This window comes from Streptococcus sp. 27098_8_51, assembly GCF_041432205.1.
Classification (GTDB): Bacteria; Bacillota; Bacilli; order Lactobacillales; family Streptococcaceae; genus Streptococcus.
Genome location: NZ_JAPVZE010000003.1, coordinates 119,104 through 132,536, shown reverse-complemented (window position 1 = coordinate 132,536; position 13,433 = coordinate 119,104). Strand labels below are relative to the sequence as shown.

Annotated in this window: 8 protein-coding genes and 1 pseudogene; 4 read left to right on the top strand and 5 right to left on the bottom strand. The window is 40.5% G+C overall.

Annotation, left to right across the window (positions count from 1 at the left end; genetic code table 11):
• Position 1: 1 nt before the first annotated feature.
• The 3 genes from O3622_RS03865 to O3622_RS03855 form a co-directional block, all read right to left on the bottom strand.
• Positions 2 to 1,447: an LCP family protein gene (locus O3622_RS03865; protein WP_371607047.1), complete on the bottom strand. Its 1,446-nt coding sequence runs from the start codon at positions 1,445 to 1,447 to the stop codon at positions 2 to 4.
• Between the two features lie 191 nt (positions 1,448 to 1,638).
• Positions 1,639 to 3,600 carry a peptide ABC transporter substrate-binding protein gene (locus O3622_RS03860; RefSeq protein ID WP_065427703.1) on the bottom strand — a complete coding sequence of 654 codons (1,962 nt, stop codon included), beginning with the start codon at positions 3,598 to 3,600 and terminating at the stop codon, positions 1,639 to 1,641.
• Between the two features lie 148 nt (positions 3,601 to 3,748).
• Positions 3,749 to 5,716 carry a peptide ABC transporter substrate-binding protein gene (locus O3622_RS03855; RefSeq protein WP_000837392.1) on the bottom strand — a complete coding sequence of 656 codons (1,968 nt, stop codon included), beginning with the start codon at positions 5,714 to 5,716 and terminating at the stop codon, positions 3,749 to 3,751.
• A 362-nt stretch (positions 5,717 to 6,078) separates the two neighbouring features.
• Between O3622_RS03855 and O3622_RS03850 the strand changes: the two genes are divergently transcribed.
• Positions 6,079 to 6,222 (top strand): hypothetical protein, encoded by a 144-nt coding sequence (locus O3622_RS03850; protein WP_000640659.1) that lies wholly within the window; start codon positions 6,079 to 6,081, stop codon positions 6,220 to 6,222.
• Between the two features lie 237 nt (positions 6,223 to 6,459).
• Positions 6,460 to 6,849, top strand: a pseudogene (locus O3622_RS03845) (IS3 family transposase); the annotation flags it as partial.
• A gap of 60 nt (positions 6,850 to 6,909) precedes the next feature.
• Here O3622_RS03845 and O3622_RS03840 read toward each other — a convergent pair.
• Positions 6,910 to 8,520, bottom strand: coding sequence for an alpha-glucosidase (locus O3622_RS03840; RefSeq protein WP_049520840.1), 1,611 nt, complete (start codon positions 8,518 to 8,520; stop codon positions 6,910 to 6,912).
• Between the two features lie 152 nt (positions 8,521 to 8,672).
• Between O3622_RS03840 and O3622_RS03835 the strand changes: the two genes are divergently transcribed.
• Positions 8,673 to 10,157, top strand: a complete 1,485-nt coding sequence (locus O3622_RS03835; protein WP_084880413.1) for a DUF1846 domain-containing protein — start codon at positions 8,673 to 8,675, stop codon at positions 10,155 to 10,157.
• Between the two features lie 94 nt (positions 10,158 to 10,251).
• Positions 10,252 to 10,734, top strand: coding sequence for an S-ribosylhomocysteine lyase (locus O3622_RS03830; protein ID WP_000032544.1), 483 nt, complete (start codon positions 10,252 to 10,254; stop codon positions 10,732 to 10,734).
• Positions 10,735 to 10,901: 167 nt separating this feature from the next.
• Here O3622_RS03830 and O3622_RS03825 read toward each other — a convergent pair whose 3' ends face one another.
• On the bottom strand, positions 10,902 to 13,007 hold the full coding sequence (locus tag O3622_RS03825) for an ATP-dependent Clp protease ATP-binding subunit (protein WP_084944309.1): 2,106 nt from the start codon (positions 13,005 to 13,007) through the stop codon (positions 10,902 to 10,904).
• Between the last annotated feature and the right edge of the window lie 426 nt (positions 13,008 to 13,433).

Below are 13,433 nucleotides of genomic sequence, written 5' to 3'. Positions count from 1 at the left end.
GCTACTTGCCCTCCATCACATCATTGATAGCAGCTTTGACAGCGGCCAAGCTACTTTCATCAATTTCCATCATGTAGAGGTTGCTATCAGGCATAGCGTATGAAGGAAGATCCGTGCGTCCAGTTCCCTTCAAGTCTTGAGAGTTGACTTTGTAGTTCCCACCACTCTCCAATTGAGTATTAACCAGATCCATCATGGTTTCCAAAGGCATATTGGTCTGAAGAGAATCTTGCAATCCTTGGATGATATTGTCATAGTTCTTCAAAGCTTCGGTTGAAGTTAATTTCTGAATAACAGCTACAATAACCTTTTGTTGGTTTCGACCACGGTCACGATCTCCATCTGCTAGAGAGTAGCGCTCACGAACAAAACCAAGAGCCTGCTCAGAGTCTAGATGGACATTCCCAACGGGGAAATGATACTTGCCATGTAAAGAAGTGAAATCCTGATCATTATAGACATCAACACCACCTAGAAGGTCAATCAATTTCAAGAAAGAAGTGAAGTTCAAGCGCACATAATAGTTAATATCCACTCCATAGAGATTTTCCAAGGTATGAATCGACGAGTCCACTCCATAAATACCAGCGTGGGTCAATTTATCCTTTTGATTATTCCCCCCATCCGCAATCGGAACATAGGAATCTCGAGGCGTTGTAGTCAGAAGGATTTTCTTGGTATCTCGGTTCACAGTCATTAGAATATTCACATCTGAACGCGAAACGGAACTAATCGGACCATAGGTATCAATACCACTCACATAAATATTGAAAGCTTTATTCTTCGATACCTTTGGTGCCGCAACATCCTTAGTTAATTGTTTTGTATAGATTTTTTTGATTTTTGAAGCATAATCTGGATACTCTGCTTCAATGATATTTTCAAAGACACTATTTAAGACAATTGCTTTCGTTTCACCAGAAAGCAGACTCTTATAAGCTGCTAGGTAAGAAGTCGCTTTCTCAACTGTCAAGTCCTTACTCTGGCTGGTCTTAATATCTGCTAACAACTTTTGAATATTGTCATTGTCTGTCTCTGTTGGCCCCGTAACCGTATCCAGTTGAGTCACATTATTGATCTCACTATCTTTCAAAACGACCACACTGATTGAATACTCTGAGTAATTTGACGTCGAATTGATATGATTGGTAAAACCGACAAACTGTTGCAAAGCATAGAGAGAAACTGAACTAACTAAGATGGCAAGCGTCAAAAAGAAGACCGTAAACTTCTCAGCTTTTTTATAAACAATCAGCAGTAGTCCTACTAAAGCAGCTAATAAAATGAGAACTGCAGAAATAATATTCAAGTATTTAAAGGCTAAAATGTTGTGTCTAAAAATCAAGAACAGCAAAAAACCACCCAACAGTAGATAAATGGTTAATAAGACTATGTTAATATTTCGTTTCATGTTGCCAGAACGAGCTCTCTTTGAACGTCTACTCATGATAATCCCCTATACACGTTAATAGTTATAAATATTATATCACAATCATGATGGAAATTCCATCCATCCTTGCTATTTTCAGCGTTTTCATTCGCTTTTGTTCTCTTAAGTTGCTCTGAAATATAAGCAAAGTTCCGAATGCCATTCTGCACAAAAAGACAAGGCGCTCAGGGGCAACCTTGTCTGTAATCTTATTTTACGTGGTTTTCAAACTCTTTTTGACTCTTTTCGACAGCTTTTTTACTTTCTTCTTCCCACTTAGCCTTGGCTTCGTCAAATTGTTTCTTGGTAACAGGATCTTTTTGTAATCTCATGTACTTATAATTATTTCCGTCACCCTTGATACCTACTAGGGAGTAGGCACGTGTAAACGGAGTTACTTTAGTTACAGAGGCTGTACCGCCATTTGACATAGCAGACATGACCAGAGAATTGTCAATCATCCAAGCTTGAGCTTCAGCGTATTTTTCATAACGCTTAGCGACATCTTTGTTCTCTGCATCTGCTTCTTTCAGGAGTTGTGTATAGGTATCGAGCCCCAAACTCTTAATGAGCTCTTGGTCTTCCTTGGCATCAAGACCAAAAATTTTGAGATAGAAACCAGTTTCAGCATTGAAGGGATCTAGATAAGTTGATGGATCCTGGTAATCACCAACCCAACCATCAAAGTTTAGGTCGTAATCACGAGCTGCTGGATTTGGTGCTAGGAAGGCAACATTTCCAAAGTCATCTGTAGAAAGCTGTTGAACATCAATGACGATATTGTCAGAACCTAGTACTGTTTCAAGGGTTTGTTTAACCGAGTTCATACCAGAAACCGCATTTTTATTCGTCTGATCAACAGGGACATCCAAATGGATTGGGAAAGTCACGCCTTGGGCTTCCAATTCCTTTTTAGCTTCCGCAAATTTTGCTTGGGCCTTTTCCTTGTTAAAGTAGGCATCTTGAGCATCTGCCAAATTGATACCTGACCACTCAGTTCCGTAGTTCACAAGCTTAGAAGCTGTTACTTCTCCAAAGGTCTTATCTCCCACCTGGACAAATATTGGAGGAACTAGAGTATTACGAAGGGTTTTGCTCGCTGCTTCTTCACCGTTAGATTGAGCAGAGTAGGCTGTTCGATCAATACCAAAGTTGATAGCCTGACGGAAATTTTTATTTAAGATAGCTGTTTGAGCTGATTTCTTTTGTTCGTCCGTTGTTTTAGCGGTATGATTATAGGTTTTGCGGTTGACGTTAAAGTTAAAGTACCAAGATGTCTTATCTTGTAAGCTATAGACGATATTGTCTTGGTATTTTTCTTTTGTCTTAGCATAGTTCGAACTATTTGGATAGACTCCTGCAATCGAGTAAGCACCACTTTCAAAGTTTCGAATGGTCATCTCCTGATCTGACCCATCAAAGTAAGCTAACTTAACTTTTTCAATGGTTACTTTATCATGATCATAATAGTGTGGATTCTTCACATATTCGATCGAAGATTTTGATGTGAAATCTTTTAACAGATAGGGACCGTTATAAAGGATGCTGTCTGGTGTCAAGGTACCAAAATCTTTATCCTTTGATTTCAAGAACTCTTCGTTGACTGGGAAAAGAATACTATTGGTTGTCTTTGAATTCCAATACGGTTCTGGTCGAGTCAAAGTGTACTCGACTGTGTAATCATCCAAGGCTTTGACACCGACAGTTGAAAAGTCATTGGTCACACCCGTCACATAGTCATTCAATCCCTTGATTGAATTTTGGATCAGATCCATGGCTTGCCCCTTGTTGTCCGCGGCATATTTGATCCCAGTGACAAAATCCTGAGCTTTGACTGAAGCATATTCCTCACCGTCAGCTGTATACCACTTGGCATCTTTTCTAAGCTTGTAGGTATAAGTCAAACCATCTGCTGAAACAGACCAATCCTCCGCAAGAGCAGGTACGAGGTTCCCATAGCTGTCATTTTCTAACAAACCATCTACAAGATTGGTAATAACGGCAGTGTTATCTGCATAATAATCTAGGAGATAGTTAAAAGTTGTTGGATTCGCACTAAATGTTGATGAATAAGTGCTAGTATCTGTGTTGGACTGTCCACATGCAGAGAGCAAAATCCCTGTCGCTAAGACGAGACCTGTCCCGATTAGTCTTTTTTTCAGTTTGATCATCATTCGCTCCTTTATGTCACTTTTTATAACATAACTATATTTTATCAAATTTATTCAAAAATGTAAAGTTACTACTTTTATGACAACTGGTGTCTCAAAACAAAAAAAGGAAGCACAGTTTCCTGCAACTTCCTTTTCTGTTTATAGATTACTTGACGTGTTTTTCAAGTTCTTTTTGGTATTTGGCATTTGTTTCGATTTTTTCTTGTTGCCATTTCTTGAAGGCTTCTTCGTATTCTTTTGCAGTCACAACATCATTTTGCAATTCCAAACCTTTGAACACAAATGGGTCTCCCTTGATTCCGACTTGAGAGTATGCTTTTGTGAATGGTACAGTACGGCTAACAGTTGGAGAACCACCTGAAGAAGCAACTGGGATCAAAAGCGAACTATCAGATACCCAAGCTTGCGCTTTAGCGTATTTTTCGTAACGCTTATTGAGGTCGCTTGTTTCAGCTGCGGCATCATCCAAGAGTTTCTTGTATTCGTCTAGACCGACTTGAGCCATCACTTCTGGATCTTTTCCACGAGTGATCCCCAAGTGTTTAAGGGCAGAACCCTTCTTAGCATCAAGGATGTTGAGGTAGGTGGCTGGGTCTTGATAGTCTGGTCCCCAACCAGTTCCGTTCAAGTCATAGTCTTTTTGGGATGGAACCTTGGCTTGAGACGTAATGCTTATTTTCTCATTATCGGTCATTTGAAGGACATCAACAATGACATTTTCAGTACCAAGTGATGATTCGATAGACTGCTTGAGTGAGTTGGTTTGTTGAACCGCGATTACATCTGTTTGTTCAACGGGGATATCCAAATGGATTGGGAAGGTAACACCCTTGGCTTGCAATTCTTCCTTGGCTTTAGCAAAGGCTGCCTTAGCTTTTTCAGGACTGTAAATCGTATCCTTGCCATCTGTAAGGGCCACATCTTTCCACTGGTCACCATATGAAACGAGCTCTGCCTGCGCCAACTCTCCAAAGGTTTTTTCACCTACTTGAACGTAGTCATGAGGCACTAGGCTGTTACGGATAATCTTGTTCGCACCTTCTTCACCATTCAACTGGGCAGTGTATGAGTGACGGTCAAGGGCAAAGTTCAGCGCCTGACGGAAGTTCTTGTTGAGAAGAGCTTCTTTCGTTGATGTTTTTTGAGCTTCGTCTGTTTTGGCTGTTTTATTGTAAGATTGGCGGTTTACGTTAACAGTGAGGTAGTAGCTTGTCGCTTCTTGTGGACTGTAAACAATCTTATCGCCATACTCTTGTTTAGTTGACTCAAAGTTTGAGCTTGTTGGGAAGAGACGGGCTGTTGTATAAGCTCCTTGTGTAAAGCTACGAATCAAAGATTCTTGGTCTGATCCATCGTAGAAAGTTAGTTTAATATTATCAATCTTGACATTGTCCTTATCCCAGTAGTTTGGATTCTTTTCATACTCGATGACTGATTTTGAAGTCAATGATTTCAAGAAATAAGGACCATTATATAGGATACCCGATGGAGTTGGTGCACCGTAGTCGCTCCCTTTAGAATTCAAAAATTCTTCATTAACTGGAAGCATGGTTGCCGTTGTGACCTTAGAGTTCCAGAAACTTTCTGGTTTGTTGAGCGTGTATTCTACCGTATAATCATCAACAGCCTTAACTCCTACGGTAGAGAAATCATTGCTCTCACCACTAACATACTCTGCCAAACCTTTGATAGAATCCTGAATCAAAGAAAGACCATCTGATTTTCCATCAGCAGCATGTTTAAGCCCAGTAACAAAGTCTTTGGCCTTAACTTCAGCGTATTCTTCTCCATCAGAAGTATACCATTTTACACCCTTACGAAGTTTGTAGGTGTAAGTCAAACCATCCTTTGAAACAGACCAGTCTTCTGCAAGTGATGGAATCAAGTTCCCATACTTGTCATTTTCCAAAAGACCATCAACAACGTTTGCTATAACGTCAGAGGTTGAGCTCTTGCTCGTCACACTATAGTCCAAAGAAGACGGATCCATAGCGTAGACATAAGAGAATGTCTTGGGAGCATCCGCTTTCTTTTCACTTTGCCCACAAGCAGTTAACAGTAGGGCTGCACTCAAAACAGCACCTGCTCCTAAGAGCCACTTTTTCGATTTCATAAGTAATCTCCTTAAAGATAGTGTTTTCACCATTATACCCTATTTTTTCATAAAAGCAAGGACTTTCGCCAGATTTTTTAGAAAATTCTAACAAATATTTTTTAAAGACTTTTCTATATATTTTTTAGTGAAAGAACCTCAAGTGTACTGCACCCCAAATGCCTTTTTTACCCCTTTTAAATTTTGAGGGAGTTCCCAATCTCCCTCACCCCACAATTCCTTTTTAGTTCGTTTTCTTTGAAATAATAATATTTTACGGTATAATGTAAGCGTATACATAAAAACTAATTCAGTAGGTGAACTAATAGAATTCATCACTTTAGTTTTTCGGTTCCAATTTGTTTATAGAAAGGAGAATTCTAATGATATATACAAAATTGGTGTTGTTTATTACCTTTCTTGTAATAAGCTTGTTACCTGATAAGATTTTTGGAAAAAATAAAAAAATTTGGAAAATAGTTCTTGCAATATTGATGGCGGCAACAGCATTATCATTTATGTACTAAGTTATTTTAAGAATGTAGGGGAATAAACCCTACATTCTTTTTAGTTTTTTTCCTGTATCACAATGCATTATTTTAAAATACTATGTCTTATAATTGTTTTTTGAGCATAAAGGAAACTGTCCCAAGAAGCGTGTGGAGTTTACTGTATCAACATTTCCGATGATATCAATTTTCTCGACTTCTCCTACTTCCACACACTACCATGTGTACCATCCATTTTGATTGTCTCGCACTTTTATCGCATATAATCTTTCAACTTTACCAAATTTATAACAAGTGAAAGCTATGTTAAACCAGGCCTTCAGTGAGAATCATTACACAAATACGATTCTTCATAGAGATCAAGGCCAGCAATACCAACATGATTCTTATCATCGGTTTCTAGAGAATAAGGAAATTCAGCCATCCATGTCGCGCAAGGGTAACAACCCAGACGACGGTATGATGGAGTCCCTCTTTGGTATTTTGAAATCGGAGATGTTTTACGGTTATGAGAAGCACTTTAGGTCTTTAGAAGACCTTGAACAAGCAATTGTGAACTACATTTATTACTACAATAACAAACGAATCAAAGTTAAACTAAAAGGATCTAGCTCTGTTCAATACAGAACTAAATCCTTCGGATAAATAAATTGTCTAACTTTTGGGAGTCAGTACAAAGCATCAAATGCTTGAGGTTCACTTATTTTAATCCGTTAGTTCCACACAGAAAGCATCCCATGGAGCCAAGACCTGTTTTTCAACTGCTTCTTGAGTCACAGTGTTTTCAATCAAGACAGATTTAACTCTTTCTTCTACTGAAAAGTTTTGTTTTTCATTGGACAAGTTGGCCACAACTAGGAAGCGACGACCCCCGTCCTTACGGATATAAGCAAAGACCTTATCAGAAGTATCGAGTAATTCAAAGTCAGCTCGAATCAGCCAGCTGTTCTCCTTACGAATTTGAACGAGTTTTTGATAAGTATAGAAGATCGAATCTGGGTTTGCTAGTGCTTCTTGAACGTTGATTTCTTGATAGTTTGGATTAACTGCCAACCAAGGCTGACCAGTTGAGAAACCAGCATTTTTGCTTTCATTCCATTGCATCGGGGTACGGGCATTATCACGTCCGATGACACGGATACTGTCCATAATTTCCTCGAGCGGAACACCTTTTTCAAGTGCCTCACGCGCATAGTTGAGGGATTCAATATCTTCTACTTGATCCAGTGTTTCAAAAGGATAGTTGGTCATCCCAATCTCCTCACCTTGGTAGATATAAGGAGTCCCTCTCATGAGATGAAGCAAGATTGCAAAGGCTTTGGCAGATTTTTCGCGGTGTTCTTGGTCATTTCCCCAGATAGAGACGATACGAGGGAGGTCATGGTTGTTCCAGAAGAGGGAATTCCAGCCGTCCTCAACACCTAACTCTGTCTGCCATTTGTTGAAGATTTCTTTTAACTTCCCTACATTTAACTCTTTTTGGTAGTGCCACTTAGGTTGCCCTTCCTGATACTGAAGACAGATATGCTCAAACTGGAAGACCATAGACAATTCTTGTCCTTTTGGATCCGAGTAAAGCTTGGCAATTTCTGGCGTTGCCCCCCAAGTTTCTCCCACCGTCAAAAGATCTTTATCCCCAAAGGTCGCCTGATTCATTTCCTTGAGATAGGGATGGAGCATAGGACCATTATTCACTACCTTCTCATCAGGAATCTTACCAATCATATCAATGACATCCATACGGAAACCACCAATACCTTTTTCAATCCAGAAGTTCATCATCTCGTAAATTTTCTGGCGAAGTTTTTCATTCTCCCAGTTGAGATCAGGCTGTTTCTTGCTGAAAAAGTGGAGATAGTATTGACCTGACTTTTCATCGTATTCCCAAGCAGACCCACTAAAAATGGAATCCAAATCGTTGGGCTCATCCCGCCAGATATAGTAGTTTCGCTCAGAGCTGTCAGGATTTTCACAGGCCTCGACAAACCAAGCATGCTCATCCGAGGTATGATTGACCACCAAGTCCATGATGATACGAATATCACGTTTCTTAGCTTCTGCGATCAGTTGGTCCATGTCCTCCATGGTTCCGAAAATAGCAGCAATCGCTTGATAATCGGCAATATCATAGCCATTATCATCCATCGGACTGTCATAAACGGGAGAAAGCCAAATCGCTGTGATTCCTAACTTAGCTAGATAGTCCAACTTACTAGTAATTCCTGGCAAATCACCAATTCCATCTCCATTACTATCCATAAAACTCTTTGGATAGACTTGATAGACTACGGCATTGTGCCACCATTTTTCTTGCATCTGTTTACCTCATTATTTTAATATTCTACAGTCTATGATAGCGCTTTTTAAATCTTAGTGCAAGCGTTTGCCTAATCTTTTTGATTTCTTTTTTAGCTCCGTAGTTTCCTAACTCCCATTTTTTTTATATAATAGAGGTCAGAGGTAAAAAAATGAAAAAACAAGCTTTTAGTTCTGAACAATATTTAAATCTACAGCGCGACCACATTTTGGAGCGCATTAACCAATTTGACGGCAAGCTTTACCTAGAGTTTGGCGGCAAAATGTTAGAAGATTTCCACGCTGCTCGTGTACTGCCTGGTTATGAGCCTGACAACAAGATCAAGCTCTTGCAGGAGTTGAAGGAGCAAGTTGAGGTTGTGATTGCTATTAACGCTAGCAATATCGAGCATTCCAAAGCACGTGGCGACCTAGGCATTTCTTATGACCAAGAAGTTCTTCGTTTGATCGACAAATTCAATGAACTGGGAATCTTTGTCGGTTCTGTTGTCATCACACAATACGCCGGACAACCCGCTGCAGATGCCTTCCGCAACCAGTTAGATAAAAACGGGATTGATTCCTATCTTCATTATCCAATCAAAGGATACCCGACTGATATGGACCACATCATTTCTCCAGAAGGTATGGGGAAAAACGACTACATCAAAACTAGTCGCAACTTGATTGTTGTAACTGCTCCTGGACCTGGTTCTGGAAAATTGGCCACTTGTATGTCCAATATGTACCATGACCAACTTAATGGCATCAAGTCTGGTTACGCTAAGTTTGAAACATTTCCAGTTTGGAATCTTCCCCTTCATCACCCAGTCAACTTGGCCTACGAGGCTGCAACCGCGGACCTTGATGATGTCAATATGATTGACCCTTTCCATCTCCAAACCTACGGAGAAACCACTGTCAACTACAACCGTGATATCGAAATCTTCCCAGTGCTCAAACGTATGTTGGAGCGCATTCTCGGTGAATCTCCATACGCTTCACCAACAGACATGGGTGTCAATATGGTTGGCTTTGCTATTACAGATAATGAGGCTGCTATCGAAGCCTCTAAACAAGAAATCATCCGTCGCTACTATCAGACTGTACTTGATTTCAAAGCTGAAAAAGTCGGAGAAACTGCTGTCAAGAAGATTGAACTGCTCATGAACGACCTCGGTATCACACCTGCAGACCGTAAGGTTGCTGTTGCTGCACGCCAAAAAGCAGAAGAAACTGGTGGCCCTGCCCTAGCCCTTGAGTTGCCAAATGGGGAAATCGTAACTGGTAAAAACTCTGAACTCTTTGGTCCTACAGCTGCTGCCTTGATCAATGCCATCAAAAAATCAGCTAACATCGCTAAGGAAGTAAAACTCATCGAGCCTGAAGTCGTCAAACCAATTCAAGGCCTTAAAATCAATCATCTCGGTAGCCGCAATCCTCGCCTCCACTCAAATGAAATTTTGATTGCACTTGCAATCACAGCCATGGAAAATCCTGATGCTGCGCGTGCCATGGAAGAACTTGGTAACCTCAAAGGAAGCGAAGCTCACTCAACCATCATCCTGACCGATGAAGACAAGAATGTCCTTCGCAAACTAGGTATCAACGTAACCTTTGACCCTTACTACCAATACGATCGCTTGTATCGCAAATAAAAACTCAAACCTCTCCTTTCTTGGAGAGGTTTTCTCTCTGTTTCAAGAGCAGTCTTTATGATATAATGAAAGAAGAAAACTGAAAGGAACTACCATGTCAAAAGAAGTTATTGTTGAAAGTTTTGAACTTGACCACACCATTGTTAAAGCACCTTATGTTCGCTTGATTGGGGAAGAAACGGGGCCAAAGGGAGACATCATCTCCAACTTTGATATTCGCTTGGTACAGCCAAATGAGGACTCTATCCCTACCGCTGGTCTTCACACCATCGAGCACCTCTTGGCCAAACTCATCCGTACCCGCATCGACGGCATGATTGACTGTTCGCCATTTGGTTGCCGTACAGGCTTCCACATGATTATGTGGGGACGCCATACTAGCGCTGAAATTGCAGCTGTTATCAAGGATTCGCTCAAGGAAATTGCTGAAACCACTACTTGGGAAGATGTCCCTGGAACAACCATCGAATCTTGCGGAAACTACAAGGACCACAGCCTCTTTTCTGCTAAAGAATGGGCAAAACTCATCCTGGAACAAGGAATCTCAGATGATGCCTTTGAACGCCATGTCATCTAAACACAAAAAGGAACCAGTTTTTTCAGCTGGCTCCTTCTTTTTTTATTCTCAAAATTTTGTCTTATACTCAATGAAAATCAAAGAACAAACTAGGAAACTAGCCGCAGGCTGTACTTGAGTACGGCAAGGCGACGTTGACGTGGTTTGAATTTGATTTTCGAAGAGTATTAGGCTTTTTCACGAATAACTAAACCACCATCTTCCATATCTGCTTCCAGATGTTTAACATCTAGATGATCCAAGTGGAAATCTGTTACCTTATCACGAATTTGTTGTTCAACCACACGACGGAGAGGACGAACACCCATGACTTCGTCATAGCCTTCTTCTGTGATAAAGTCCTTAGCTGCTTGGCTGACTTCCAAATCAATGTCTTTCTTAGCCAAGGTTTGGTTGACTTCCGCCAACATCAAGTCCACAATCTTAGAAAGGTCTTCCTTATTCAAGTGTGAGAACTCGATAACTGCGTTAAAGCGGTTAAGGAACTCTGGGCGGAAGAATGGTTTCAAACGATCCATCAATTCTGGTTTATCCGCATCTTCAGTCAAGTTGGCTTCATAACCAAATCCAGCATTTGATGTCGCGATAATGACCGTGTTCTTGAAGTTCACTGTATTTCCTTGACCATCAGTCAAACGACCATCATCCAATACTTGGAGGAGAAGGGTGATTACTTGAGGATCAGCCTTTTCAATCTCATCCAAGAGAATGATAGAGTAAGGATTGCGACGAACACGTTCTGTCAAGGTATTGCTATTGTCATCATAACCTACATAACCTGCTGTTGTACCAATTAACTTAGAAACGGCTGTGCGGTCACTGTATTCAGACATATCCAAACGGATGATCGCATCCTTGGTTCCAAACATATCGAGCGCCAATTGCTTAGCAAGTTCCGTCTTACCAACCCCAGTAGGCCCTACAAAGAGGAAGCTACCGATTGGGCGATTGCCCTCATCAAATCCTGCACGGTTACGACGGATAGCACGAGCTACTGCTTCTACTGCCTTATCTTGGCCGATTACCTTGTGTTCCAAGCGATGAGCCATATCTTTCAAACGTTCGATATCTGACGCTCCCATTTGTGACACTGGAATACCTGTCATTCGCTCTACAGACTCAGCCACATCGTTGATGCTTGCAGTCACTTTCATGTCTTCTGTGTGGTTTTCGACTTTTTTCTCTAATTCTGCAATACGTGTTTTAGCATTGAGAGCTGCTTCAAAGTCTTCTGCCTCAACTGCTTTTTCTTGCTTGTCTTTTTCTGCCTCAATTTCCCGTTCAACAGCATGCACATCTGTTACAGGATGTTGAGCTGCCAAGTGAGCTGCCGTTACATCGACAAGGTCAATAGCCTTATCTGGCAAGCTGCGTTGAGGAATGTATTGGACAGAATAATCCACTGCTGCTTTCAAGACTTCGTCTGGCAAAATGACATTGTGGTGTTGTTGATAGAGATCACGAATCCCTTGAAGGATTTTAAAGGTATCCTCTGCTGAAGGAGCATTGACCTTCACTTCGTTGAAACGACGAGCAAGAGCTGCATTTTTCAAGATGGTGTTACGGTATTCGTCTTGAGTTGTCGCTCCAATAACGGTCAATTCACCACGAGAGAGAGCTGGCTTGAGAATATCTGCAAGACCTTTAGAACCACTGTCTCCACCGATTGAACCAGCACCAAGGATTTGGTGAATTTCATCAAAGAAGAGGATAATATTCCCTGCTTCTTTCACTTCATTGACTAGATTTTGAACGTTTTCTTCAAAGCTGCCACGGTATTGAGTACCAGCCTCAAGACCTGAGATATCAATAGAAATAATTTCCTTGTTCTTGATGGCAGCTGGAACATCTCCGTTCACAATCGCTTGTGCTAGGCCTTCGACAACGGCTGTCTTACCAACACCTGCATCTCCGACTAGAACAGGATTATTTTTCGTACGACGTGAGAGGATTTCAGATGTTTCTTGAATTTCCTTGTTTCGTCCGATAACAGGATCCAGCTTGCCCTCACGAGCTTCTGCGGTCAAGTTACGACCTAGTTTAGCAAGGACACCGTCTTGTTTCATACCTGAAGCCTGTTGTTGCATTTGCACATCAGATTCTGCATTTCCTGGCAATTGACCAGTTGCACGATACTGAGCAAATTCCTCAGGTGTCACTTCACGTCCATTAATCAAGTAGCGACGATTTTCAGAACTATATCCTCGCATACCACCCATCAATTGGTTAAATAAATCATCCATGTTGTTAAAGTTATTAAAGTTGTTGTTCATATTCTTTACCTCGTTTATTCTTAATTATTTGCGATCTCTGATATTGACTATCTTTGACCTTTGTTTTAAAAATTTTAGACTAGCTAACTAGCTACCCTACGTATAATTTCTGGTTTTTCTTTCTTAAATAAGCCTTTTATCATCTTCTTTTCAAAATCTGTTAGATTTAACATAGGCCTCACCCCTTTCTAGGGTTTCTATCGTACATTTTCAAGAAATAGGATCATTGAAAATGAAGTTTTCTAAGGAATTCATTTTCCTTATGTTTCTACTATATCACATTGGTCAGTAAAAGTCAATAACACTTTTGACCAAATTTGACTATTTTTTAAAAATTTTTTGAAGTACAAAAAAAGTCCCTAGAAAACGAATTTTCTAGAGACTTTCTCTATCAAGTTTAAGAGAGAAGAAATATTCTCACTTACC

Excerpts from the sequence above, each read along its gene's own strand:
- O3622_RS03855 (WP_000837392.1), bottom strand. The coding sequence starts at position 5,716 with ATGAAATCGAAAAAGTGGCTCTTAGGAGCAGGTGCTGTTTTGAGTGCA.
- O3622_RS03865 (WP_371607047.1), bottom strand. The coding sequence starts at position 1,447 with ATGAGTAGACGTTCAAAGAGAGCTCGTTCTGGCAACATGAAACGAAAT.
- O3622_RS03830 (WP_000032544.1), top strand. The coding sequence starts at position 10,252 with ATGTCAAAAGAAGTTATTGTTGAAAGTTTTGAACTTGACCACACCATT.
- O3622_RS03860 (WP_065427703.1), bottom strand. The coding sequence starts at position 3,600 with ATGATCAAACTGAAAAAAAGACTAATCGGGACAGGTCTCGTCTTAGCG.
- O3622_RS03825 (WP_084944309.1), bottom strand. The coding sequence starts at position 13,007 with ATGAACAACAACTTTAATAACTTTAACAACATGGATGATTTATTTAAC.
- O3622_RS03850 (WP_000640659.1), top strand. The coding sequence starts at position 6,079 with ATGATATATACAAAATTGGTGTTGTTTATTACCTTTCTTGTAATAAGC.
- O3622_RS03840 (WP_049520840.1), bottom strand. The coding sequence starts at position 8,520 with ATGCAAGAAAAATGGTGGCACAATGCCGTAGTCTATCAAGTCTATCCA.
- O3622_RS03835 (WP_084880413.1), top strand. The coding sequence starts at position 8,673 with ATGAAAAAACAAGCTTTTAGTTCTGAACAATATTTAAATCTACAGCGC.